At 43.2% G+C, this 25,153-nt stretch carries 17 protein-coding genes and 3 tRNA genes; 2 read left to right on the plus strand and 18 right to left on the minus strand.

What is annotated here, in order from left to right; genetic code table 11:
* Positions 1-21 precede the first annotated feature (21 nt).
* The 18 genes from HQR03_RS04045 to HQR03_RS04130 form a co-directional block, all read right to left on the minus strand.
* Positions 22-4,050, minus strand: a complete 4,029-nt coding sequence (locus tag HQR03_RS04045) for a pilus assembly protein (RefSeq protein WP_173239235.1) — start codon at positions 4,048-4,050, stop codon at positions 22-24.
* A gap of 46 nt (positions 4,051-4,096) precedes the next feature.
* Entirely contained in the window at positions 4,097-4,948 is an 852-nt protein-coding gene (locus HQR03_RS04050) for a PilX N-terminal domain-containing pilus assembly protein (RefSeq protein WP_173239236.1), read from the minus strand.
* A 12-nt stretch (positions 4,949-4,960) separates the two neighbouring features.
* The gene (locus HQR03_RS04055) at positions 4,961-5,947 is read right to left on the minus strand and encodes a PilW family protein (RefSeq protein WP_244951974.1); all 987 of its coding nucleotides are present in this window, start codon (positions 5,945-5,947) and stop codon (positions 4,961-4,963) included.
* On the minus strand, positions 5,947-6,630 hold the full coding sequence (gene pilV / locus HQR03_RS04060) for a type IV pilus modification protein PilV (protein ID WP_173239237.1): 684 nt from the start codon (positions 6,628-6,630) through the stop codon (positions 5,947-5,949). The genes HQR03_RS04055 and pilV overlap by 1 nt, the downstream gene beginning before the upstream one ends.
* Positions 6,630-7,127 carry a GspH/FimT family pseudopilin gene (locus tag HQR03_RS04065; RefSeq protein WP_336217784.1) on the minus strand — a complete coding sequence of 166 codons (498 nt, stop codon included), beginning with the start codon at positions 7,125-7,127 and terminating at the stop codon, positions 6,630-6,632. The genes pilV and HQR03_RS04065 overlap by 1 nt, the downstream gene beginning before the upstream one ends.
* A 305-nt stretch (positions 7,128-7,432) precedes the next feature.
* A complete protein-coding gene (locus HQR03_RS04070; RefSeq protein ID WP_173239238.1) occupies positions 7,433-8,236 on the minus strand; it encodes a ComF family protein in 804 nt (267 codons plus the stop codon).
* Between the two features lie 42 nt (positions 8,237-8,278).
* Entirely contained in the window at positions 8,279-9,715 is a 1,437-nt protein-coding gene (locus tag HQR03_RS04075; RefSeq protein ID WP_173239239.1) for a phospholipase A, read from the minus strand.
* Positions 9,716-10,379: 664 nt separating this feature from the next.
* Positions 10,380-12,602 carry a cytochrome c biogenesis protein CcdA gene (locus HQR03_RS04080; RefSeq protein ID WP_173239240.1) on the minus strand — a complete coding sequence of 741 codons (2,223 nt, stop codon included), beginning with the start codon at positions 12,600-12,602 and terminating at the stop codon, positions 10,380-10,382.
* Between the two features lie 128 nt (positions 12,603-12,730).
* Positions 12,731-13,300, minus strand: coding sequence for a protein-disulfide reductase DsbD N-terminal domain-containing protein (locus HQR03_RS04085; RefSeq protein WP_173239241.1), 570 nt, complete (start codon positions 13,298-13,300; stop codon positions 12,731-12,733).
* A gap of 396 nt (positions 13,301-13,696) precedes the next feature.
* Positions 13,697-14,236 (minus strand): type II secretion system major pseudopilin GspG, encoded by a 540-nt coding sequence (gene gspG / locus HQR03_RS04090; protein ID WP_084212285.1) that lies wholly within the window; start codon positions 14,234-14,236, stop codon positions 13,697-13,699.
* A 936-nt stretch (positions 14,237-15,172) separates the two neighbouring features.
* Entirely contained in the window at positions 15,173-16,375 is a 1,203-nt protein-coding gene (gene gspF, locus HQR03_RS04095) for a type II secretion system inner membrane protein GspF (protein ID WP_173239242.1), read from the minus strand.
* 126 nt (positions 16,376-16,501) lie between these two features.
* The gene (locus HQR03_RS04100) at positions 16,502-17,581 is read right to left on the minus strand and encodes a hypothetical protein (protein ID WP_173239243.1); all 1,080 of its coding nucleotides are present in this window, start codon (positions 17,579-17,581) and stop codon (positions 16,502-16,504) included.
* 301 nt (positions 17,582-17,882) lie between these two features.
* Positions 17,883-18,818, minus strand: a complete 936-nt coding sequence (locus HQR03_RS04105) for a helix-turn-helix domain-containing protein (RefSeq protein WP_101210755.1) — start codon at positions 18,816-18,818, stop codon at positions 17,883-17,885.
* Between the two features lie 816 nt (positions 18,819-19,634).
* Positions 19,635-19,710: transfer RNA gene (locus HQR03_RS04110), tRNA-His, on the minus strand.
* A 39-nt stretch (positions 19,711-19,749) separates the two neighbouring features.
* Positions 19,750-19,826 (minus strand) — tRNA-Arg (locus tag HQR03_RS04115).
* A gap of 108 nt (positions 19,827-19,934) precedes the next feature.
* A tRNA-Pro gene (locus tag HQR03_RS04120) sits at positions 19,935-20,011 on the minus strand.
* Between the two features lie 225 nt (positions 20,012-20,236).
* Positions 20,237-21,802 (minus strand): McrC family protein, encoded by a 1,566-nt coding sequence (locus HQR03_RS04125; protein ID WP_336217785.1) that lies wholly within the window; start codon positions 21,800-21,802, stop codon positions 20,237-20,239.
* A 15-nt stretch (positions 21,803-21,817) separates the two neighbouring features.
* On the minus strand, positions 21,818-23,314 hold the full coding sequence (locus HQR03_RS04130) for an McrB family protein (RefSeq protein ID WP_173239244.1): 1,497 nt from the start codon (positions 23,312-23,314) through the stop codon (positions 21,818-21,820).
* Between the two features lie 353 nt (positions 23,315-23,667).
* Here HQR03_RS04130 and HQR03_RS04135 point away from each other — a divergent pair, with 353 nt between their 5' ends.
* Both HQR03_RS04135 and HQR03_RS04140 read left to right on the plus strand, forming a co-directional pair.
* Positions 23,668-24,381, plus strand: coding sequence for a DUF4442 domain-containing protein (locus tag HQR03_RS04135; protein ID WP_025651745.1), 714 nt, complete (start codon positions 23,668-23,670; stop codon positions 24,379-24,381).
* A gap of 202 nt (positions 24,382-24,583) precedes the next feature.
* Positions 24,584-25,072: a RidA family protein gene (locus HQR03_RS04140; protein ID WP_173239245.1), complete on the plus strand. Its 489-nt coding sequence runs from the start codon at positions 24,584-24,586 to the stop codon at positions 25,070-25,072.
* Positions 25,073-25,153: the final 81 nt, after the last annotated feature.

Consider the following 25,153-nt stretch of genomic DNA (forward strand, 5'->3'; position numbering starts at 1 on the left):
TCACTTTATCAACCATGTTTATCACTGAACACGCTCATACCAGACTCTAGGCTGAATAGTATAACGCTCGTTAAATATGTACTCTGAGGCACTACCATCGCCGCCTCCATCATAGTTGAGTCTGTTCTCGGCTTTGATGCGCTCTGCTAGTGTGGTTGTGCCAATTAGTACTTTTAGATTCGTATTGTCTTTGTTGAACGCACCCAATGTGAGCTCTTGAATACCCTGACCTGCAGGTATAAAGCCGCCTGTCCCTGTTATAGACGTTGCTTCCATACAGACACCATAAGGCAAACAATACAACTGACGCTCAGAGCCACCTCTGATTTTGGCCGTACAACTATTCACGCTGCCATATTGCTTATCAGGGTTATAGACAGTCGTAAACAGTAGGCTATTGATGACCGCGCTATCACCTAAGCTCTTATTATATTTTACATTGGTTTTTCCATCGAAACGGGTTAGTGGGTAATACCAACCTTTTTTCGTACCCGCAATCATGCCCGCTTTAGCAGTATTTTTGACGGCCTCAGTTGGCGTGTTTCCAAGGGCCGTTGATAGGTTAGTTAAATCCGTCTCTGTGATGTCTTGGGTATTAAACGTAGATGTTGTATAAAGATCACTGCGTGTCAGATCGGTGTCTATGATGCCGTAGACACGATTGGCATAAGTATTATTATCTCGTAATTTGGATAGAGGAGCACTTCGATTACCTGAAACTACGTTAACAAGCCCAAAGATCTTACCGTTATCAGGCCCACTCTCTCTACGATAAAAGCTAATAATTGGACGCTCATAAAAACGATAAGCAAAATTACCATCTACTACACTCGGTTTAGTATTCAATATACGTATCGCTGGCTTTGCGCTAAAGCTCGGCACTACTGTAAATCCATACTGTGCAGTACGCGCATTCTGCAAATCGACACGAAAGACCTGTCCACCCAAATCAGCAGCATAGATATGATCGGTCAGTCCATCATTGTCTCTATCGAGCACTGTAATCTCACCAACGATACTATGAATCATCTCAGGTTTTATGGTGTTTAGATCTGCGCTCAGTCCAATACCAGTTTGACCACTCGTTGACCATATTAGCTCGCCAGTTTTGGCATTGATCATATAGATAGCATTACCCTTGGCAGGAGTCAGTACTGTAGGAATATACGCTTCACTCTCATAGCCCATATCATAACCACCACCGAAAATAAGTACATCTGTTGGCTCAGCATCACTTGATTTTAGACGAATTTTAGCCGCTGTGGGTTTACTCCAAATTTGTCCCAAACGCTTAAAGTTATTAGATGCCGTGTAATTAAGTCCATCTGGGGTAATCGTGAATTTCACTTTAGGAATAGAGTTTTTAGTGATATCAATACCATATAGAGCTTCGCCACCCATACGTAGACCACCATAAGCAAACACACCTTTGCCCGTAGCATTGTCTACAGTTACTTTTTTATTACCCAAATCATATTTATAGTCTGTAGTCACAAGCCATGGTGCATCGACACCAAAATAAGGCTGACCTATCTCATTTTTGGTTGAATTACTGACCAAAGCACTTGGCTGATTGATCAGCATAGATCTTGGTATGATAGCAACAGTCTCTTTGCCATCCTTGCCATCTACTAGATGTAGAGCACCATCCATAGAGCCAAATAATACATAATCTTCACGAGGATCAATAATGCGGCCGTTACTGTCTAGTGCCGCTCCATAAGAAACTGCAGTTGGTATCGAATGCACGACTCCACCTAGTACCTTAATGTCTTTGGTTGGCTGAACCAAGGTAAGATCGCTTGTTACAATATTAGCTAAAGATAGCTCACTACTGACTACCAAGTCTATTTCTTGTCCGTCTGTCTTGGTGGCTTTTTCGAATCCTAAAAAGTTAAGTAAACGGCGTTGATTTTGTTGAGTATAAGTCGCTGTATCGACCAACAAGTTGAACCCTATTGGTTTGCCTGCACTACTGACGCTCAGTTCTCGTAAGACAGGTTTCTTGTTTGCGGCAGTATCATAGTCCTCAACATATATTTTTCGCACACTGCCACGATCTGATCTTGGTGTACGTAACTGTGCATAGACACCACCTGCACCAATGTCATTATTGGCAGTCTCACCTTTACTATTCATATAATCTGTTTTTTGCCATACGTCTTGCGTTGTTTTACTTAAATCACCCGCAACATTGGTGTATAAGCGTTGATTACTATTACCAAATAGTGTGCCTTGGTCTAAATTGTATTTTTTAAGATTGCCTTTCCATGTACTGCCGTTTGAGCTCACATTGGGAGCAAGCATCGGTAGATAAGCATACGCTAACTGACTTGAGGCTTGATAAGGGTCTTCTGGAACGGTAATAGTACCTGAAGGTGCAGACGGTAATGTTTGGTCTAAGTCATCTACGAAGGTAATGATACTTTTGACAATATCGTCTGTAGATTGCGCTGAGTAAAAGCCACCTTCACCATAACCGCCAACGTCCGTCGTTAAATCAGGATGTGACTTTGCACCCCAGTTACAAGCATTCTTTGCATCTTCGTCTCCAATATTTTTACAGTTATAGTACTCACGAGTCGTCTGATTACCCAACCGATCAGTATAAGAAAGATTACGAATCACTCTATTTGCTTCAGGTTTCGCCGCATCTGCGACTCTATCCACATCGAATACTGACCCAAAGCCAACCACAGCTGTCAAGATACTAACCTTCGATGGATTTTTTGTCGGATCACGTAAAGCTTGAGCGAATGCACCGACTGCCGGCATACCACTAATTGCTCCACTACTACCATTTGGTAAAGAGACTGAAGGCACACTAAAAGAATTATTGCCTAAGGCAGATCCCATCAAAGGTAAAGGTGTAGGTGAGCTATTTGGTTGGCCATCTGTTAAGAAATATATGCCTTGCCCATCACAAGTTGATGTTGATGACGAGGCTAGCGGGCTAGCATAGTTAGTGCTAGGGTTAGATTTAGAAGCTGTTATAGACTTAGCAAAACCACTAAAACCCCAAGCATTAGCGCTTTGAGTTTTATTTTTTGATAGACATTTATTACCAAAAACTTGACAGTCACTAAGTATGTAACCGTTCGAAGAATAAATATTGTCACCGCCACTATAGCTCACACAAGATGAACCAGACCATCCCCTACACTGATAATAGGTATTTTCTGAGTTGCTTTTAACATACTCTTCTCTGGGAGTAATAATAGAAGCAGTAGAGGTGTTTTTCCCCAGCATATAAGCACCTGCCTCTGCATAGGCATTTGCTGTTGGTGTACCGTTTTCACCTTTTAGAGCCGCCACTGCTGTTTTGATAGCAGCGCGTTGCACTGTAGTTAATAATGCAGCAGGTACAACTATTTTGCCACTACTACCGTCACCGCCATTAGGCGTGTTACTGCTATTACTCTGAGATGAAAACTGGCCAATTCCAATAGCTATTTTACTAGAGTCTAATTGTGTGCTGTCCATTAAAGTGAAAATAGCATCTTTAAGACGAGTCAGACGATCATATGCTTTAACCTTGCTAATATTATTTTTATAGACATAAGCATTACCGTTATAATATTCCACTTCATATTCTGACAATGAGATTGAAGGGGTATTAATCGCATTATTACAAGTATTGTCAATACTACCCCCACTATCGCCGCAACGATACCACTTATCATTAGAATATTTATAACGATAGAAATATCTTTTCTCACCTGCTGTCTCACAGTAATACCTTTGATACGGAATGACGCCAGTAGGTTCTACGCCTTTTGTCAGAGATGTACCATCTGGTAAATCACAAGCATAGTCAGTGTTACTATTAGACAGATTTATACTCATACTGCCTGAAGTGTCTAGCATCATCATGATAGTCGTCTTACCACCTTCAGCCGCTTCATATATCTCTAAATCACCAATTTTTTTTCCATTGGTGGCACTGTATGCTAAAGTGCTGATAGCTGTAAGACCAACTAGTACCGCTGCTGACAAAGTCGTAATACGTAAAATTCGATTACCAGACTGTCTATCTTGTGGGTGTTTCATGATCTTATCCTTATGCTATCACTACAACTAGAAAGTATACTTACGTTTATGGTATTAGGCTGCATAGTAGCGCAAGCTCGGTAGTCAACTTACCATTTCCTTTACCAAGATTCACACATTTAGTACGTTGAGATTGGTTTTCAACATTGGCTATCTCATAAAGAACAGTACTAGGTACACCAGCCGCCGCCATACAGCCTGCGATAGTCTTTTCTTTATCGGCTACGCTTTCATACTTACTTGTCATTTTCAGACAGTCTTTAGCTGCATCCTCTGCCCCTGCATAAGCGGGTAATATAGCACTACTATTAATATCAAAAAGATAGGCTTGACTAGAGCTACTGCTACCATCTTGACCAATTGTATAGTTCCGAAAGACTTCATACTTAGGGCTAGGCGGTGTCAAAGAAACATTGACCTGAGTCATGCTAGCGTTACGCTGACTGACATAATCGTTTGGCTCAGCAGGATTACAATAGCCGTTGTTATTACCCAATACGTTGCCACCACCTGATGTGGTTATAGTCGCTCTGTTAATATTAAAAAATTGACCACGTGGACGAAAACAAAAGATATACTCATCATTTATGTTTCCGGTCTTTGACATAAAATGACCAAATGGTCCTCCACTCGAAGTCATCGCAATATATATATCACTACTACTATCGCCATTGATAGTTTGTTCTATATTCTGATTGGCATTATCAGCTGACTGCATGAGCAAAGTATTGATCTGATCACTAGTGGCTAATCGTAGATCAGTGGTGCTATTTTTGACCGCAATCACGCCGCCCAATATAATCAATACTAAAAATAATAACACCACTATTAATACTGCACCTTGCTGAGCATCTGATGACTGCATTTTTGGGTATGGATACTTTTGGTAATTGAACATATTACCCTCCAGTTATGGTGCAAGTTTGGGTGATGTTGCGGTAATAGCCATCAGCCGAGCATTACGCAGTAGCACAGTAGACTCATAGCTACGACGATAGAATTTTCTGCGTGCAGTATCTGTTTTTAGATTTTGGGTAACGCCTAGAACAGTGAAGCTTTCTTGATCCGCGCTCGTTATCAGTGGCGTCGTGCTACGGATAATAGTGCCTATTTTAATTGTTGTGATTGGCGGTTTATCTGCCAATTCAAGGTAAGTACTGGGTGCTAAATAGGTCAGTTGATTGATACCTACTTGAACGCCTAAAAGTACTTTGAATTGATCAACTGCTGGTACAATAACTTCACCACTTCCATCAAAATCAGTTAAAACAGCACCTTCCTCACTTACTCGACCTGCGGCGCAGGCTAATGATAGCTCTTGCACTCCCGTACCAGCATTAGCACCTGTTGCTAAGCGTACAAAGTAGCGCTCAACTACCCAATTAGGACTGTTAGCAGCAATCTCAGTCCCTTGGCAGTCATACAAAGGACTAGGCGTGATATTTTTGTACTGTATAGTCAACTGATCGCTCATTATATTGGCTATATTTGATACGCTAGTAAATCCTACAGAACCTGCGCTATTGGTGAGCAATGTGGTAGCTGTAGTATTAGTCGCACCCAAATTTGTCGGAGCTAATACGATTCCGCCATGACTGCTCGTACTGCTAATACTCGTAATAGGATTACCTAAATTTGCAAGACGTATATGTTTTTCTAACACTTGTAAGGAAAATATACTACTGTCTTGTACTTCAGAGGCACTTTGCTGAATAGTAATTGTACGAGTATTGATAACATAAACCTGTATTACAGCTGCAGATATAAGTAAGCCTAAGACTAGCGATATCATCAGTTCAATTAAGGTAAATCCTGCCATCGTCTTAGCATAATGATTAGTATCACTGTAACTAATAATATTAGTTACTCGATGATTCCTACGGTTAGAAGCATTCATTAATAAGCCTCCGAGATCAAGCATTGGCTACCGTTTTTGTAAACACCGTTACTATTGGCACACGCATTAGCATTCGCACCTGTATTTTCATCAGTTAACAATGGCTTGGTATCATTCCATGCGGCAATCACACACATTTGCTGCTGAATAGTTGCTTGACCCACATCTGCAGGACATCTGATAACAGCGAGCCTGATATCTTCCTCTCGTGCTATTTGTTTGACCAATAATGTATCGCGGGCAGCGAGTTGATTGATATTACAAGATTGCGTTGGTACTTTTTTCCTATCGACAGTTTTCGTACCCGTAGAAAGACAGTTGTTAGTTCCGTTTATGGTAATAGGTGTTCCATCGATAGTCGCACTATAAACTCCACTCGCACTACTCGCCAACGATGGAATACTCGCAACGGCCTGAACCAAAGGAATCGCGCCAGTTACGTTTGATGTGCTAGTTGTAAAAGCTGTACCACTACCAGTGACATAGGCATCAGGATAGGCACGCATCACTTCTGCCAGATTACGTACTAATGTCAATGACTTGGTACGCACAAGACTCTCATCGGTTGCACTAACTGCACGTACTTGTAGTGCACTAAAGCCTAAGACAGCAATGGACAATAATAGTACGGCTACCATCACTTCGATCAGCCCCACTCCATATTGATGACTAAGCTGACGCATTAGCACGTACCTCCTATCTGACTGGTCACGTTGGCAATAGCACTGACCACAATTTGACGAGGACTGGCCACATCATTACTATCACAAATAGTGAAAGTACGCCCTGTAGTGACACGTTTGCTGGGCTCAAAAATAACTGTAGTAGTACTTGATGAAGGTTGTATAGTACTTTGGGCAGCATAATTATAAGTGGCTATCACACTTGCTTTTGAATCTGAAGCCGTAAGCGTAATTACTCTAGGGTCACTACCATTATTGTAACTCAAAGTCACATTTTGACGACGGATAATACTTTCAGCTTTGGCCTCTTTCAGTGCATTAACTAAAGTAGCCGCAGTCGACTTTACGCGCTGATTGGCCAGCTGAGTACTGATACTAGGCGCTGCTATACCGACAATAATGGCAAGCACAGCAATCGTTACCATCAGCTCAATCAGGGTGAATCCTGAGCTGTTCATTCGCAATTGGTAAGGTACATTTTTCGCAGATGCGTTCACATCAAATCCTATTTATGGCTGTGTGCAGCTCTAATTTCTTAAAGGCAATAAATACTTAGTCTTTATGGTAATGAAGCTTATATCGCTTGTTTTATATTTTTAATTAACTATAAAACTTCTATGCAATCATGCAATTCTTATTCCATTTAATTTCGTAAATAGCCTTGTGGTAACGGTTATATCGAAAAGTATAGAGAAATAACAAATTTAACTAAATTATATTCATAATATAGCGGTAAGGTAACACATTAGCAACATAATAGTAGACACCAATAGATTAGTGATAATAGATTAGTGACAATCTATCACTGGTTACCGTGCGCTAATGCATAGGCAAAAAGATGATATCCATGGGAGGGTTGATGCTGATCAAGCGGTGCAGCGCCGAATGAGCTGTGCAGTGTACGTCCTAATGCTTGCAGGCTAGCACCAGTCGTGGCAACATCATCGAATAAGATAATACGCTTGACGGCTGGCTTTTCGATTAAGGCAAAGGCATTGTCCAAATTATTCAAGCGTTCAGCACGGCTCAGTCCTTGCTGACTGATGGTGTTATCAATACGTTGCACCCCATGCCACAATGGTATCTGCCAATGCTTAGATAAGTGCGCTGATAAAATACTAACGGGATCAAAGCCACGTTTGATCAGTCGTTGAGCGGTGGTCGGCATGGCGACAATCACACTGTTATCATGATGACAACCGTGCGGGCGTGGCAATTGACGCAGAGCGTGTAGCAATAAGGGCAGCTTGGTCATGTCCTCAGAATGCTTAAACGCACGAATCGCTTGGCGCATCGGGTAATCATAATAAGTCGCTGCTTGGATAGAGAGCGTACTAGCAGCCGCGATGTCGACCTGAAAGGGCTTGGGCAACCAGCCTATACTATGATGACAATGCGAACAGAGCAGACCATGATTTAGTCGTTTATCAAAAAAACGACGCAGATTGGTAAGGTTCGAAGGATTGTTCGGTAAGGAGTCAGATACAGGATTGAGTATGTTTGATGAGTGCTGTGAGGTGCTACGATGAACGCGGCATAACTGGCAGCGTATACTTAGATACTCTGCCAGCCATAGTCCGGTTTGATAATGGGCTAGGTGCTGCATACTTTGGTGCTGCATGCTTTGTAGTTAGGATGAATATTAATACTAAAAACCCTTCCAATCGTTAAGTACGATACCAAAACCAATCGAGGTATTTTCATGATTATAATCGATGATAGACTCGCCATAACCTTGGAATAGCTGCACAAAGCCATTGACGTTTTCTGATAATGGATAGGTATAGTCGATTTGTGCAGCCCCTTTATTGGTGCTTGGGTTATAACGTAAAGTACCGCTTAGGCTCTGCTGATTGGCCAAATCATATAAAAATTTGACATCGCCATAGCCCATATAATCTTCGATATCTGGATTGTCCTCACTACTGTCATCTTCATTATTCACACGCGCCCATAAGCGCGGGATGACGGATAGCTTGCCCCACTCTGCACCTGCCATAAGATAAGCACGGTTCCATGAGCGTGATAACGGATCGCCTTGCCCATTAGAATGATGAATAGCGCCTACACCCAACATGCGTAAACGCCCACCAAAAGGTAGGTCGGCGGCTACAGGTTGGGTCAAAAATATCTCAGGTTGATAATCGGTGGCGCGAAATTCTCGTGAGTTATCCTCATTATAGACCTGCCAGTGCGACTCTTGGGTATAACCAAACCACAAGTCAGCATTGGTATCGAATAAATCCTCTGCGACTTTGGTCTTTAGAGACAACTGAAACTTTAGCTCGGTCTCGCGTATGTCATTCGAAGAGAAAGACTCTGTTTCTTGAGAGGGCGTCCCTGGGTTTAAGTTGGGATCAAAGGTATAAAATAACGGTAGTACATAGGTTGGTCGGTACGGTCTGACCGTCCAAATACCACGTTCGCTGTTTTTGTCAAGGTCATAGGCTAAGCTTAGCGGCGTATATTTTTCGATATCGTTTTGTGTGACACCCACATTTTCTAAGACTTTTGCTTCTCTTTGCGTCAAGCCAACCGTATCTAAACTCTCAGTAGAATCGGATTGATTGGTCAGTAGACCAGTATCTGTCTTGTTGGTCTGTACAATGCTGGTGGTATTCTCTTCAGCAAAGACAACTTGCGGATTGCCTGAAAGGGTTGATTTAAAGGTTTTCGCCAAATCCAGGGATTGTTTGGTACTGGTGTAGCTTGGCGTTTCACCATCTTCAGCGACCTTATCGAAGCAGGCTAGACGGGCAGCACTGGTCTGTACTTGGGTACATTCAAAAAACAATTCCGCCTGCTTGGCGACGAATTCACTATTCGACAACTTACTGCGATCAAGCGATTTATTAGGCATTTTTAGACGCTCGGAAACCACTTGCTGAGCATTGTCACTTTCATACTCAACCGCAGCGTCCGCTACAGGTATCTCATTATAAACCTGACCGTCATTCGCCGCTTGTACTTGCAGAGCCGTACAACTTAAGGCGATACCCATAGCGATGCTCAGCGGTGTCTTTGAACCAAACCCTAAAGCCATGGTGCGTCGAGTCTGATGCTGGGGTGTAAGAGGAGCAAACATAAGTGTCCTTTGTCGTAATTGGCATTGATGCCGGTAGATTATCTAATGCAGATGGCATCAATAACAGGTAAGCTAAAATTGGTAGTCAATGATATCGATATTTGATTGAAAATTATTTGGGCGTGTGGCTCATAACCAAATGTTGGTAGCAATTGGTCATAGCGTTGTTACTTCAACATTGTTGCGTTATTGTAATAAAATTATCATCATTATACTAGCGTTATCAGAACTTAATCTAGCCCATGTTCAATTAATAACACCTTAACAGCTATAATTATATTCTTGCTGCTCCTAAATCATTCACGCTGTCATTGCTCAGCGTATTGTCTGTCACTCCCCTACCGATTCAGACATATAGCAACGCGCTCTTTGTTCGTGCAAGTGTGCTTTGCTATCCGTTATTTATTCAAGAGAAACACCAATTATTGGTCATAAGAAACCGGATTATAAGCGATAAAAAAGCCAGCATCTTTCTCAACCGGTTAGGCCGAGGGAGATGCTGGCTTTTCGCTTGTTTTTAGTTATATAGTCAGTGAAAAATAATATCGAACCATCACGCACAACTGATATCCATTTTTTTGCTTGCTGTGCCTGCGCAGACAGAGGCGACAAAAAATGGATATCAGCAGCCGCGTCGCGTTTTTAGGATATTTTGACTAGGGCGTTAGAGTGAGTTGGTATTATTCAGCGCTGTTAAGGTTTGCTCAAACTCTTGGCGACCGATTTCACCGACTTGCTTATTTACCAATTGACCGTTTTGATAATACAACAGCGTCGGCGGACCAAACAATTGATAACGCGCCAAGATAGCTTTTGAATCATCCGTAGTTTCTGTGATATCTAAGCGCACCAATTGCCAATCTTGCATTTGCATAGGACGATTGTGGAATAGGTTTTTATCCATAATGCGGCACTCAATACACCATTCAGCGGTCACATCGACAATGACTTTGGGATTAGCCGCAGTAATCACATCTAGCTCTGCAAGGGTAGTAATGCGTACATCATTAGCATTACGACTGGCGTTATTCACTCCTGTCGTCTGCCCCGTCGTTTGCCCCATCATAGGTGAGCTTAATGAAGCCAAAGGGTGTAGGCTGTCATCATTTCCCAATGCTGCCCCGATAACCAGCGTCGTCGCCCAAATACCCGCAATCAAAGCCAATGCTTGGGTCAGCATAAGACCCTTACCTATCCAGCTCCACGCCCATGTCGCCACGACCATAAACCATAACGCCCAAACCAGTAGCATCACTGGTGAGATGAAGACGCGCTCAATCAATAATAGCGCCACAGCGAATAATAATAAGGCAAAACCTAGCTTAACCCAATTCATCCACTCACCAGCTTTTGGCATGATTTTGCCCTGCGTCGCGCCAATTAAGATAAGCGGTGCCGACAGACCAAAGCCCAGCATAAATAACGCAGCGAACCCTAACAGTGGGCTACCGATGGTCGAGACCGCTAGTAACGCCCCAAATAACGGTGCAGACACGCAAGGCGATACCACCAAGGCTGATAAGAAACCAGCCACCAAGCTGCCACCCGTACTGCCCAACTTACTATCACCGGCTTGGCTCAAGCCTTGCATCTTACTGGTAATGGTGCGCGGTAAACGAATCGTAAAAACGCCGAGCATATATAGCGCCAGCAGGACAAATACAATCGCGAAGCTGATTAAGATAATAGGGTTTTGTAGCCAGCCGATGATACCTAGTGACTCGCCAAAGACGGCAATCACTGCGCCCAAAATACCGTAAGCAATAGACACGCCTATCGCATAGCTTGTGGTTAAGATTACGCCTTTTTTGACCGTTGGATTTTTTTGCCGAGCGACGATGTTAGCAACAATGGGCAGCATTGGTAATACGCAAGGCGTCAATGCTAAGCCCAAACCTGCTAAAAATAACAAGCCTAATGCCAACCAAGGATGGGTCGACAAACCAAAGGGGTCGCTTTCTTCTAAGCTATTGGCAACCACGTTTTTGCTGTCAATATTAGTGACATTGTTATTGTTATTATCGAGCGCTCCATTGTTACTGGCTATCCCGCCTACGATGCTGGTATCCGCGCCAGAGAGGGTGTTACTAGCTGTGATTTCGCTGTCTAAAGCACCTTCATCCATCAAGGCATAGTCAATAACCTCGTCATCCACTAGCGCTTGCTCGGCGTTAGACGTTAGAGTATTAGTACCATTTGTCTCAGTAGCTACTGGTAGCGTTGCTGCAATGGTAGCACTGCTATTTTCTTGAGCACTGTTGTTTTGGCTATTAGTATTTTGGCTATTGCTATTAACGCTAGCTTGATTGGTAGAGTTTTCAGCAGCAATATTAACAGTCGTTTTGATCTTTTCAGGCGGATAGCATAGCCCTGCGTAAGCACAACCCTGCCAACCAATAATCATCGCCGCATTGTCTACGCTTTTGCCGCTACTATTGGTCAGCGTGGTGGTCGCCACTACATTAGCCTGATCAAAGACGGCTACCTTTCCATACGTTGGATCATCAATTAACTTAGGGGATTGATTAAAGCTAAAAGGCCCCGCACTCACGCCAGCCGGTAAAGTTAGCTTGATTTGATCTCTATAAACATAATGCTCAGGCGTAATATCAAAGTTAATCGCTAAGCGCGTGCCTGATGTTGTGCCTTTACTGCTGCTAGTGACTTGAAAGGCTTGATCAACCGGCAAAAACTTCGACTGGGCAGCACTTTTATCGCTACTAAAAAGGTCGCTAAGCCCAGCCGCTTGTACCGTCATCGAGGTCGCTGTCATACCAGCAAGCAGCGAGCCACTAGCGATAGCAAATGCCAATAGATGGTTTTTGGCAGCAGACGTTTTGGCGGCAGACGTTGATGATGATTCTGTTGTTGACGTCTTTTTAGACATTAAGAACTACCTTTTTAGAGCGAATGTTGGGGCAGACTGGCTTTTTGAGTAAGCGGCTTAACTACTCAACTAAGGCGCATCATCAATGAACACATAGACTAATTGACGACACGCCCTAGCGTTAAATGCTATTTACGTGGCGTAGCGATATTAACCGTGGTTTTAATTTTTTCTGGTGGATAGCACAAGCCAGCTTTAGCGCAGCCTTGCCAACCAATAATCACTGGTACATTCTTGGCACCTTTACCGTTATTAGTGGTCAACGTAGTAGTCGCCACTACGTTTTTTTGGGTAAATACAGGTACCTTACCAAAAGTAGGATCATCAATTGAGACGGGCGATTGACTAAAGGTAAATGGTGTCGCGCTCACGCCCTTAGGAAAATTCAAGGTAAGCTTGTCTTTATAGACATAATGACCGGGCGTAATCTCAAAAGCGATCGATAGGCGCGTACCGTTGCTGGTTGCTTTGCCGCTACTGACGACTTGAAAGGCCTGATCGACTGGCAGAAACTTCGACTTCGCAGCACTGTTTTGATTACCAAATAAATCACTCAAACTAGCCGCTTGCGCCGTCACTGAGGTCGCCATTAGGCCCGTGAATAGCGTACTGGCCGCTAAAACAAAAGACAATAAGTAAGACTTTTTCGCACTGGCTTTGCTTACTACTACTGTAGTGGCTGGCGTAAAAATGATCATGAGTGGCTACCTTTGATTACAACTGTCGATGTTTGGGGTCTGTTGAACATTCAAATATTAGGACTGCCAGTGCCACATTTGAATGTTCAACAAACCCTAATAGTGTGCTCATTATATGCCAAACACCTAACGCTACGATTAATGCTCTTAAAGCTAAATGTAGAGACGCACCTATATTGAGTGAAAAGTAATATCAATACATCACTCACTGCTGACATCAATATTGCTTGCTATGCCTGCGCAGACAAAGCCTACAAAAAATTGATATCAGCAATACCGTCGCGTTTTTAGGATATTTTGACTGTAGAATAAAGCATCTGCTCTATGAATAAAAAATATCAACCAATAACACCTTATTGATTGATATGCAGCACTCATTAATAGCGTCAAATGATTCTATAGCTTGGCATAAATATCCGCATCTTGACCTTCGCCGCCCTGCTGACCGTCTGCCCCTAACGAAAACAAGTCATAAGGGCGACCTTCGTTACCGGGTGCGACATATTGCATCTCGTTTTCCCAACCATCGGTCGGATAGCCACCTTTAATATAGCCACCGTCAGGATAGTTTTTGGCATCTGCAGGCGGGGTGGTAAGGGCATCTAGACCTTGCGCGGTGGTCGGATAGCGCGAGTTATCCACCTTATACATATCCAAAGCATTTGAGACGGTCGCTAATGCGGTCTCAGTGGTTTTAACGCGGGCTTTATCACTTTGCCCGACCACTTTTGGCACAACCAAACCAGCCAAAATCGCCAAGATTACAATGACGACCATGATTTCAATAAGGGTGAACCCTGACTGCTGATACGCCTTTGACGGACGGCGCTGCTCCGACAATGGCGTCTTATCATTAATTGTATCTGAATAATTATTGGCTTGGCTTTTCGCAGGTTGTGGCATTGTCTTTACTTGAATATTGTCAATCATAGTCATCGCTTTTATCATCGCTTTTAGTATCAAGATAGTATAAACCGTAAAATGGTGGTCAAGTCGTATTGATTAATTTTAAGACGATTATCACTATAGACCATGATTTTATTTTTATCCAGCTCTGCAAGTAGATTATCAATATAGACGTTGCTAATTTACCGTAAGAGACAGTGACAAGTTTTAAGCAGTATTAAAAAACAGCGACAAATTTAAGACAAAGTTTAGTCAGCATTAAAAGAAATGATATCTGCTTAGATGTGACTTATTAAATATGACTGTTAAATGTCACTTACTATAGCCTAATGTCTAATGTCTAATGTCTAATGTCTAATGTCTAATGTCTAATGTCTAATGTCTAATGTCTAATGTCTAATGTCTAATGTCTAATGTTATAAAAGTGGGGATGGCAGCGTTTCAACAATAGGCAACAGTAAGTAAATCTTAAGAAAGCTGGCGTAAGTTTTAGAAAGATATTAGGGCGTGTCCTCATTTTAAAAATGGTGATAAAAATGAGGTAAATTGCAGTCAAACAAGGAAAATAGTGCAGACAATATCGAGATATTACCTAGCTATTTGACGATGTTTGGCAAGATTTAACAATTTTTAGCCCATTTAGATTACTATCGGTTGAATTGAGGACACGCCCTAGGGTCTGTTAAACATTCAAATGTGGTACTGGCAGTGGCTATTTTTTAGACAATACGCAGTGAAATTTTTGACGCCTAGTCGTTCTAGGTTAGACAATTTCGCCATGTATTGGCAAAAAATAGCCCTGCCCCTGCTTGTATACTTGGGGCTGATACTAAAATCACCTCAAACGTTGTTGTAAACCTAGCTAAGGTCTCGACATTATCGTCGGTTTACGCCTGATTTGATAAAAGGTTTGGGACGATTTTAGCAATCAGCAGTCCTAATATTTGAATGTTTAACAGACCCTAGCTAGCCCGCCAAATCATTCATATTCACAATCGGTAGCATGACTGCCATCACAATAATCATTACTATCACGCCCATGAAAACCAACATCAAAGGCTCAAGTAATGATAGCAAGGTACTGATAAAGTTGGTGGCTTCCGCTTCTTGCATGTTGGCTGCACGGCTGAGCATATTTTCAAGCTCGCCTGAGTTCTCGCCACTTTTGATCATCTGTACCATCATCGGCGGAAAGTATGAGGATTTCTCTAATTGACTGGATAAGCTTGAGCCTTCTGTCACTCTATCGGCAGCAGTGATAATGGTTTTTTGAATATGTAAGTTGGTCGCAACGGCTGCGCCAATATGCAGCGCCTCAATCAGTGGTACGCCTGAGCGCACCAATATCGCAAGGGTACTGGCAAAACGCGCGGCATTAAGCCCCTTCGATAGCCGCGCCAATATCGGCAGTCTTAGCACGATACTATCTATCGTCAGCTTACCTGCTTGCGTCTGGGCAAAGCGATAAAATAAGAAAGCCGTTCCTGATAATACTAGCAGCATGAGCCACCACCACTGGGTAATGAGGTTCGATAGGCTAAGTACAATTTGGGTAATCAGCGGTAGCGCCTGCTCTGACTGCTCAAATACTTTAACAATTTTAGGCACGACGAAGCTCATCAAGCCCATGATGACCCCGACCGCCATGACCATCAGTACAATCGGATAGACCATCGCCCCTTGGATTTTCTTTTGTAGCGCAAAGCGGTTTTCGGTGTAATCAGCCAACTGATTCAGGATCAAATCCAAATGGCCTGACTTCTCTCCCGCTGCAATAGTAGCAATATATAACGGTGGAAAACTGGCCGCTTGTTGCAAGGCACGCGCGAGGCTTAGGCCCTCTAACACGTGTGAGCGCACGGCGAGCATCAAGGATTTGATATGGGTTTTTGGGGATTGTTTAGCAACAGCAGCCAGCGTTTCCTCTAAAGGAATACCAGCCGCCAGTAATACTGATAATTGACGCGTGAGCAGTGCCAACTCATAAGCCGACGGTTTTTTATAACGGCTTTTATGTTGGCTTTGTCTGTCATTGATCGCACTGACTTCAACGGGCGTCCACTGCTTATCACGCAGCTGCTGGCGTACTTGCCGCGCAGAATCGCCTTCGAGTAAGCCTTTTTGGACACCGCCGTGGTCGTCGAGCGCTTTATAGTGATAAGCGGGCATAGCAGCGGATATCCTAAGGTAGTCAAAAAAAGGGTTGAATCAGTGCTTGAACAATAAATTTCTTAGATAATGGCTTGCTTCGATAACGGATTACTTAGATAACGGATTACTTAGATGAAAAGTAACTTAAAAGAGTGGCGTCGAGTCATTACTATCAGGCATTAGCCCTTGCAATAATAAAACATCGAGATGCTGTTGCTGCAATTTTTTATCAAAATCATTCACTTCAGCGATCAACATTCTCTCGATACGTTTGTCACTGGCAAAAACACTGAGCCGCGCGCAAATAACTGCCAATTGATAAATGCGCTTTTTACAATAACCGTCTAAGCCTTGTAGCAGACGCACCATATGCGGGGTCTCAAGACTGGCATAATCATAATCGGCAACGACCTTTTGCCCGAGCGCTGTCACGCTATAGCTAATAGACAGATGCGCGCAAAAATAACAACTGAATAAATAGCCGACCACATGGCCAATATAGTAACTGCGATCATAGGTAAAACTACTGACCCCAAAGTGACCAAGAACGTAACTATTGAGACTGGCTTGATCTAAGATAGGCTTGTCATGTTTAAGCTTACCAACCGTCGCGAGACGTAGCGGATTATGACCATCCTGAGTGGTCAGTTGCCAACCCGCTGGCTGCTGAGCCGGCATATGACGCACGATATCCGCGATAATATCGTCGACCACATGCAGCTGCTGCCAAAGGCGCTCAATGGCATCAGTATCCATTAGACCGCGCTTATCAAGCTGCTGGGCAAGCAGATATTGTTGATATTCGGCGAATTGTGCTTTTAGCGTTTGTACTAGATAAGTGGGACGCGTGGCGGTAGAAGCCATATATAGTAGTCGTGTGCGCTCGTGCTGGGCGCGATAGAGTGCCACACGCTGCGCAGCAGTATTGGTTTCGCTAGCAGCCTTTTTTTCGGTCTCTGCGCTTTCTGTCCTTGTGCTTTCAGTCTCTGGATTTTCAATTGCTACATTGTCGTTCCTAACCTCTTCTGAAGCGGGTAAGGTAAATAACGCGAGCAGCGCCGCTTTATCAGGCAAAGTCTCTTCACTGTTTTTTGGCTTATCTTCTGACAGAGGCTGATTGTTTTCGACATCGTCTTTATTAATACTGCTATTATTTTCGATAGACGTAGAGATGCCTTGTTGGCTATTGGATTTTGTCGTTGGTTTTGCGGTCGGTTCAGTCATAACACACCATCAGCTTCAAAAATAAACATCGCTTGGCGCGCCACATATCAATGCCAAACAGTAAAATATAACGCGCTAAAAACAAGTGGTCGCACTTAGGCAACTCATGACTCCATAGTACCTGAACCTAAACACATTGTCAGCTGTACCGCAGCAAAATAGCCTCAATCAAATAACGCCATTTAAGTTTGCTTGTTGAACAACAATACTGAATAACCAAGTAGGCATAAGACAAAAAAAACGTTAAGGTCGAATCGTTAACCTTAACGCTTTGTCTTAACAATCAACACATTGCAAGATACTAAGCCAATAGCTGTCTTTGGTACTGCTGACGATAGGCTTTTGGAGATACCCCATAGACGCGCTTAAAAGCTTGGCTAAAGGTCGAGTCCGACGCATAACCGACCAGCTCACTAATACGGCTGATACTGTTTTGCTGCAAGCGCAAATAACGGGCTGCTAGGCGCAAGCGATAATCGATTAGATAGGTCAATGGTGGCATACCAATGGTGTCTTTAAAACGCTGCGCAAAGCTGGAACGCGACATTCCAGCGACTTCCGCAAGCGTCAAAATCGTCCAGTTTTTGCTCGGTTCATCGTGCATCGCTGCTAGCGCTTTGGTCAAAAACGGATCTTTCATTGCCTTTAGCCAATTGTCTGTGACCTCGGGGATGCTTTCGATATAAACGCGCAAACACTCAATCATCATAATACTTGCCCAATGGTTGATCACCGCCGTTTTGCCCATACGCTCATGCTTAGACTCTAAGGTTAACAGCTTAATCTCTACATCAATAACCTCAAATCGCCCATCGGTGTCATTATTAATCTCAGGCAATATCGGTGGCAATACCGATAATAAAGGACGAACCATCTCTTTGTCGTATTTGCACTCAATCAGTATCAAAGACGACTTCGCATCGCCATTGCTGGTGAGATCAAGCGTATTATCTTTGCAGTTAGTGAGCAGCTCATCCAATGGCTTGGCATCATCACCATGATGATTCAGCGCATAACTGACGTGTTGATAGGCATTGGGAACCATGATGATGTCGCCAGCATGTGCCTCTCGTAAGCCGTTGCCCACATCGATACAAAAGCTGCCTGACATCACCAAATAAAACAGAATAGTGTCTTTTCTGGTAAGCGAATACGACCAGTTACCAGCACCATTTAAACGATAGTATTTTGTCTCAAACAAATGCACATTTTGTAGCAATACACTCAGTGCGTCCATCAATAACTTCCTCAATAATCTATGGCAGTTGAACCTAACCCTGCAAAATAAACCACCTAAGAGATATTACACAAGAAAAATCACTTATTGTGGACTGCGATTAAAGTTATACGTACGCTAAACACATATCGAACGCTAATTTTTAACAATACGATTTTTTATAGCCTCTGTAAAGAACGCTAATATTGGCAACATTGACAGCGCTTAATGACTGTAAATAACTCTAAATGAGCCAAATCCTCGTAATGACCCCCACATTATCATGCGAAACTCTTAATTAACGATTTATATTTACTTAATAATTAATATTTTACCCCAAAAGCAGTAGGGAGTTATAACTAAATAAAAGTTAAGCCCTAATCAAAACTAACTGTACTCATAAAATATCCTAAAAACGCGACGCTATTGCTGATATCAACTTTTTGTAATCTTTGTCTGCGCAGGCACAGCAAGCAAGCAAGCAAGGAAAATAGATATCAGCAGTGCGTAATGGTTTGATATTATTTTTCACTCACTGTAGCGCTCATAAAACACTGGTAAGAAATTTAGCGCCTAACAAGTCCGTTGGCAACTAAAGAAGCCAACAGTGCGTGCGTAAAAAACAAGGAACAAAATAAGATTGTCTAACCGGCAAAAAACAGTCAGAGCAGTGGAAAAAATTGAAGAGATAGAAGGAATAAAATGCAAAGGTAGAAAGTACAGAGATAGGAAGTTCAGATATAAAAAGCACAAATATAAAAAACGCAGACGAAAAAAAATGCCAACGAGGGCAATTAGTGGGTATAAAAGTTATGTAGAAAGTTATACTAAATAAAATGGGGCGACTGATGGGACTCGAACCCACGACAACCGAGATCACAACCCGGGGCTCTACCAACTGAGCTACAACCGCCATAACTATTGCCAAGGAAGGCAAGATTTGCAGGCTAAATGGTGCGCCTGGCAGGATTCGAACCTGCGGCCACCTCCTTAGAAGGGAGATGCTCTATCCAGCTGAGCTACAGGCGCTCTTAGAGGACTTTTATACATCTTGATTTGTTTATAATAGCAAAAACTTATAGCATCAAAACAATATCATTATACATAAAAAAAAGCCTGTAAGGCTCTTAAAATAGATGGTCGGAGTGATAGGATTCGAACCTACGACCCTCTGGTCCCAAACCAGATGCGCTACCAAACTGCGCCACACTCCGAAATTTTCTATTATCACGATAGTTAAGTTGATTAATTGGTTATTGGCAATGCCGCTAACTGCTTAATGTTCCTCGCTATCGAGGTGCACATATTAAGGGGAAAAGGCGAGTGTGTCAACACCTATTTTCGAATATTTTATAAATTAGCCAAATTATATTAAAATTATCTTGGAGAGCCATTTTTCGGTGGGAATGTTTGCTTATGAACCGAAGTAATTACAGCGTCTATAACTCTTGTGGTAGTTCACCATTCAGCGTGCCACTCAGCACATCAAAAGGCATAAGCCACAGCTTTGCAGAAGCTGAGTTATGACTATCGGCGTTACCACTTCCATGAATCTGTTGTCTGAGCGCGACAGGTTGTCTGACGTTACCTTGTACAGGATAGACCAACCACACCTGCCCTGCTTGATACGCTTGCGCATAGCTGGTCAACTGATAGGCATCGCTGGCACTGAGCGCACCTGAATGGCTCAGATGCTTCCACTTTATATCGATTACATGGCTGTAGTTACGCGTCTCTTTTGCGCTAGCCATGCTCTGGTTATCGTCATAGGGATGTTTTCTAGCATTTTTCTCCTCACGAATATCATCATTTGGGGTCTGATAAATAAGTAAATCCGGACGGATAGACAGGCACGTCTGTCCTTCTGCATCATTTAGCCACACGCTTTGTGCTTGATGCAGTGCCTGATAATTTTTATTTAGTTGCTCAAACATCGAGGCGATACGTAGGCTTGCCCATTGCTCAAAAGCTTGATTCATATCCATCAATAGACACAAGCGTGGTCGCGATAGAGGTTGAGAGGATAGGCTGGCAGCGATACCGTTGCCGGTTTGTATATCTGAGCGCTGCAATAGCCAGTAAGCCAACTCTAACAATTGCTGCGCGGCCTGTGCTTGTAGCTGACTCAACGGTTGTAGTGCTAGCTGGCGCTTTGCTTGCTGATATACCGACTCTAGGCGCTGCCGCTCATGGTAATTAAGCGCCCGCACTTGTTGCCAGAGCTGTATGGACTTGGGTGGCATGGCTGTTTGCAGGAGCGGTGCCAGCCATACCAGCGCGCTTTTAATCAAACGATTGCTCAGCATGTCTTGACTGAGCACGCTGCGCTCACAGACAAACTTATGCGGTTGTACACTATTGCGGCGCAGTTGCTCTTTGATAAGTAGCCGACCTTGTAGCGTTGCCTGATTATCCACCTGAGCTTGGTAATGCTGGGTTGGTTGATAATGCGCCAAGCGCTGTAAAAACTGGCGAGCGAGCCAATCTGATAGCGATGGTGCAGCTAACGGCAGCGGTGTTACCTGCGAGTTAAATTGACCCAAGCTTTTTGTATTGGCTGATTTACCGTTACGTTGATTACTGCTATTAATCAAATCAGACAGCATGTTTTGTACCCATTGACGGATTTGTCCAATATCGCTATCGCTGTTTTGATGGGGCTCAAAGGACTGCTGCTGCGGGCGACTGGTAGATGCTGAGGCAATTAATTTGGGTAATATCTCAAGCGTCATACCGCTCGGTAACAATACGATGCCGATATAATGCCCGACCTTGAGTTGCCATTGTCCCTGTTTTCGTTTAATAGTAAATACAGCAAACTCTTGCGCCATCAACCAATGAAAGTCAGACGCTTGCCAGAAATCGTGCGCCATTAAGCGTTGATGCTCAAATACCGTCATAATATTAGCATCGAGCGCTTTTATTCTGGCGCTATTAGCAATATCGATACTGTTAGCGTTGCTACCTATCGCTTTACTCTCAGACTGTATTACTCTACTCGTCACTAGCTAGCAACCTTATCAATATAAACGCTGGTAGACGGATAGAGTGGCGAACTCGCCTGTTCTTTCGATAAGATCGGCATTAATCCGATAGCTACCAGTGTTAATCGATTGTCCTAAAAAGGCATTATGACCGTTAAATAATGGATTGGGTCGCACGTCATTCGTTTGATGATTTATCTCGTCATCCACATGATCACTAATCTGCGCTTGGCTATCTTGAATAAACTGCGCCTTCATCGGCTGCGGCTCATCTCTAAACACATACTGCAAGATAGCGACTTGCCCGCCAGCCGCTTGCGCCAATTGCGGAATAATTTGCTCCGCCAATACAGTTTGTAGCTGCGCCAAATGCTGTACGTTGAATAAAAATGCATGACCCAATTGCGCCTCCGCCCCCAACGCCTGAGTAATTCGATTGTTTAAACCCGTTAGCAACTTAGCCAAATCTATGGTTTCTGATGTTTGCGTATCTTCTAGGCTTTGCTTAGCGTTGCCAACAGCGGTGATAATGGGTAACAATTCGGGCTTAGGCGGACAATCAATGAAGCGAAAGCGCCGACGCAAGGCCATGTCTAGTGGCGCTAAAGAATGGTCTTGTGTATTCATCGTGGCGTAGATATCGACATTGGCTGGCACACTAAACGCACGACCAGAATAGGCCAAATTTACGCTCATAGCGTTTGCCATACCAGCGCGCTTATCAGCTTCAATCAGGCTCAGTAGCTCACCAAATACCCGTGAGACGTTGGCACGGTTAATCTCATCAATCAGCATGGCATAGCGCCGCTTAGGGTCACGCGCAGCACGCTGACAAAGTTTAAGGAACGTCCCATCTTGAATGGCGTAACTCATCTGTGCTTGGCTATTGCCCGTCTCATGGTTCTTACTTAAATGGTGACCGTTATGACCAGAGGCTGCCATGACAGGTCGAATACCTTCGACAAACTCTTCATAACCATAGGCTTGGTGAAAGCTGACCATACTAAAACGCTGCTCGCTAAAAGCTTGATGCTGGCTTGCGGTATTGTCACGCTGCGCTTGCTGAAACTCTGCCAATTGCTGCGCTAAGTTGCTTAATAAATCCATACTTTCGGGTAGCAAGTACCAAGCGCCGCTATGGTCTTTATCAAAGTAAGCTTGGCTAGCACGGTTTTTATACGTCACGGTTTTTGAGCTGCTAGGACTGTGCATTTGCAGCACCGACCACGCTGTATTACTTAAGTTCTTCTCACGCGCATTTTGGGCAGCTTTGGCAACAAAGAATTCATGACTGACAATTTCGGGTACTTTTATAAGATCTTGTTTTTCAGAGTGAAAATCTAAAAATATCAAACATACCACATCACGCCAGCTTAACGTTTGTAATAGCTGTGCCAGCAAATCAGCATCGTTCGCTCTCGGTAAATAGTCGGTATATTGCTGAGCAATTTGGAGCAATTGGTAGGTTTTACCAGTACCAGCGACGCCGGTATAAATGATATTGGTTGGCTCATGAATAGACATCTCAGGCATAACTTCTTCCGGCAATCACAATGGAAATAAAAAATGATAAATAACGCGTGCTAAAATACCACTATCAAGTCATGGTTATTTTGCACTCAACATCGCTAGCCACTTAATCTAGCAAATAACTTCGTCTAAAAATATCTTATGATCTCTCATAACGCCCAATCAATGCTAATGCTATGGTTACGTTACTGCCATTTAATAAGCGCAGCAGTTCATGCTAATAATAGTAGCCACATCTAGGTTGAGGTACCATAGTCGCCATAGCGGCTACGATAACATGCACTACATTTGCCACTATAATGAACAATGTATCATGCTAGAAATTTTACTTAACCCATCTAAAGAAGGATTTTTGTATGTCAGGATTATTAAAAAAACTCCCTAGCAAGCTGAGCAATAAATTGCCAGCTACCGTATCTGACAGCACAAAATCGCCAGTCGAAAAGCCCAAGAGCACCCTAAAGCCTGTGAACAATCAATTTACCAAACTCTTATCAGTGACAAAATATTTACCCGCTGGTGCACGCTCTACTATTTTATCCAAAGCGTTTGGCAAGGTTGTACCTTATGTCGGCACGACGGGCGTCTATTATGAAACAGTTGACCCCAACCAAGTCGTGGTCAGCTTAAATAATAGCAAAGCGGTGCAAAACCATATCGGCTCTATCCACGCCGTTGCCATTACCCTACTGGCTGAAACCGCGACTGGCTTTATTTTAGGTCTAAACCTACCTTCTGACCGCGTATTATTGATTAAATCGTATTCGGTGAATTTCTATCGCCCAATCAAAAAAGGTCAAGTGGCTGCAGTGGCGACCTTGTCTGATGAGCAACGCTTGGACATTTTGAACACGCCAAAAGGTGAAATGGTTATTCCTTGCGTGATTCATGACCGCGAGTCTGATAGTGAGCGTGACCCTATCGTCGTTGAAATGCTCTGGGCTTGGGTGCCAAAATCAGAGTTAGAAGCACGCCGTCAAGGACAAAATAATAAGTCCAAATTCGAGACTGAGACTGCTGCAACAGACGGCGTTACAACCGAAAACGATGATAAAATCGAAAGCAAATGATAACGTAATAACAGACATAACAACGACTGCGCTATTAACGACTTTTTTTATAGCGCACTTTTAATCCATAAACTTATACCATTCACACACAAAAATGAAAGTAGCGAGTAAAACGGCTGAAAGTACTACTTACCGTAGACTAAACGCGTTTAACAAGGCTAATCATAATTTTTAGGTTTGGTATTATAATAAGGAGACAGCGATGTCCACATATACTCATAAACTTACTGCCAATTTATCCAAGGCGCTCTTAGTGGCTGCGTGCTCATTAGGATTTGCCGTTAGCGCCAATGCAGCACCCGCAACGAATAGCACAAGCATGACTAAATCTAGCCCTGTCTTTTTGGGCGATGGCGGCAACTATCCATTTTCAGAAGCGGTACGCGTCGACGACACTTTATACATGTCAGGGCAAATCGGTTTTAAAGATGGCAAATTGGTCAAAGGCGGTATCAAAGCCGAAACCAAACAAGCCTTAGATAATATCAATGAAACCTTGTTAAAATACGGCTATCAAAAGTCAGACATCGTCAAATGTATGGCGATGCTGACCGACATGGACGATTTTGATGATTTTAATAAAGTCTATAAAGCTGAATTGGCTAAGCCCTACCCTATACGCTCCGCCTTTGGCGTTGCAGAGTTAGCGGCGGGTGCTAGCGTTGAAGTTGAATGCACTGCCGCAAAATAGTAGCGCTATTAAAAGTAAGCCAAACTGGCTTTTTTCGTTACACGGTTATTGAGTCAATTGACCTGACGTTGACTCAATAAC

Origin of the sequence: Psychrobacter okhotskensis (assembly GCF_013248965.1) — a bacterium.
GTDB lineage: Bacteria > Pseudomonadota > Gammaproteobacteria > Pseudomonadales > Moraxellaceae > Psychrobacter > Psychrobacter okhotskensis.

Bases quoted from the DNA above. Each gene is read 5' to 3' on its own strand.
- HQR03_RS04080 (WP_173239240.1), bottom strand. From the start codon at position 12,602: ATGTCTAAAAAGACGTCAACAACAGAATCATCATCAACGTCTGCCGCC.
- gspF (WP_173239242.1), bottom strand. From the start codon at position 16,375: ATGCCCGCTTATCACTATAAAGCGCTCGACGACCACGGCGGTGTCCAA.
- HQR03_RS04050 (WP_173239236.1), bottom strand. From the start codon at position 4,948: ATGTTCAATTACCAAAAGTATCCATACCCAAAAATGCAGTCATCAGAT.
- gspG (WP_084212285.1), bottom strand. From the start codon at position 14,236: ATGACTATGATTGACAATATTCAAGTAAAGACAATGCCACAACCTGCG.
- HQR03_RS04045 (WP_173239235.1), bottom strand. From the start codon at position 4,050: ATGAAACACCCACAAGATAGACAGTCTGGTAATCGAATTTTACGTATT.
- HQR03_RS04130 (WP_173239244.1), bottom strand. From the start codon at position 23,314: ATGCCTGAGATGTCTATTCATGAGCCAACCAATATCATTTATACCGGC.
- HQR03_RS04140 (WP_173239245.1), top strand. From the start codon at position 24,584: ATGTCCACATATACTCATAAACTTACTGCCAATTTATCCAAGGCGCTC.
- HQR03_RS04135 (WP_025651745.1), top strand. From the start codon at position 23,668: ATGTCAGGATTATTAAAAAAACTCCCTAGCAAGCTGAGCAATAAATTG.
- HQR03_RS04100 (WP_173239243.1), bottom strand. From the start codon at position 17,581: ATGACTGAACCGACCGCAAAACCAACGACAAAATCCAATAGCCAACAA.
- HQR03_RS04055 (WP_244951974.1), bottom strand. From the start codon at position 5,947: ATGAATGCTTCTAACCGTAGGAATCATCGAGTAACTAATATTATTAGT.
- HQR03_RS04085 (WP_173239241.1), bottom strand. From the start codon at position 13,300: ATGATCATTTTTACGCCAGCCACTACAGTAGTAGTAAGCAAAGCCAGT.
- pilV (WP_173239237.1), bottom strand. From the start codon at position 6,630: ATGCGTCAGCTTAGTCATCAATATGGAGTGGGGCTGATCGAAGTGATG.
- HQR03_RS04070 (WP_173239238.1), bottom strand. From the start codon at position 8,236: ATGCAGCACCTAGCCCATTATCAAACCGGACTATGGCTGGCAGAGTAT.
- HQR03_RS04105 (WP_101210755.1), bottom strand. From the start codon at position 18,818: ATGGACGCACTGAGTGTATTGCTACAAAATGTGCATTTGTTTGAGACA.
- HQR03_RS04075 (WP_173239239.1), bottom strand. From the start codon at position 9,715: ATGTTTGCTCCTCTTACACCCCAGCATCAGACTCGACGCACCATGGCT.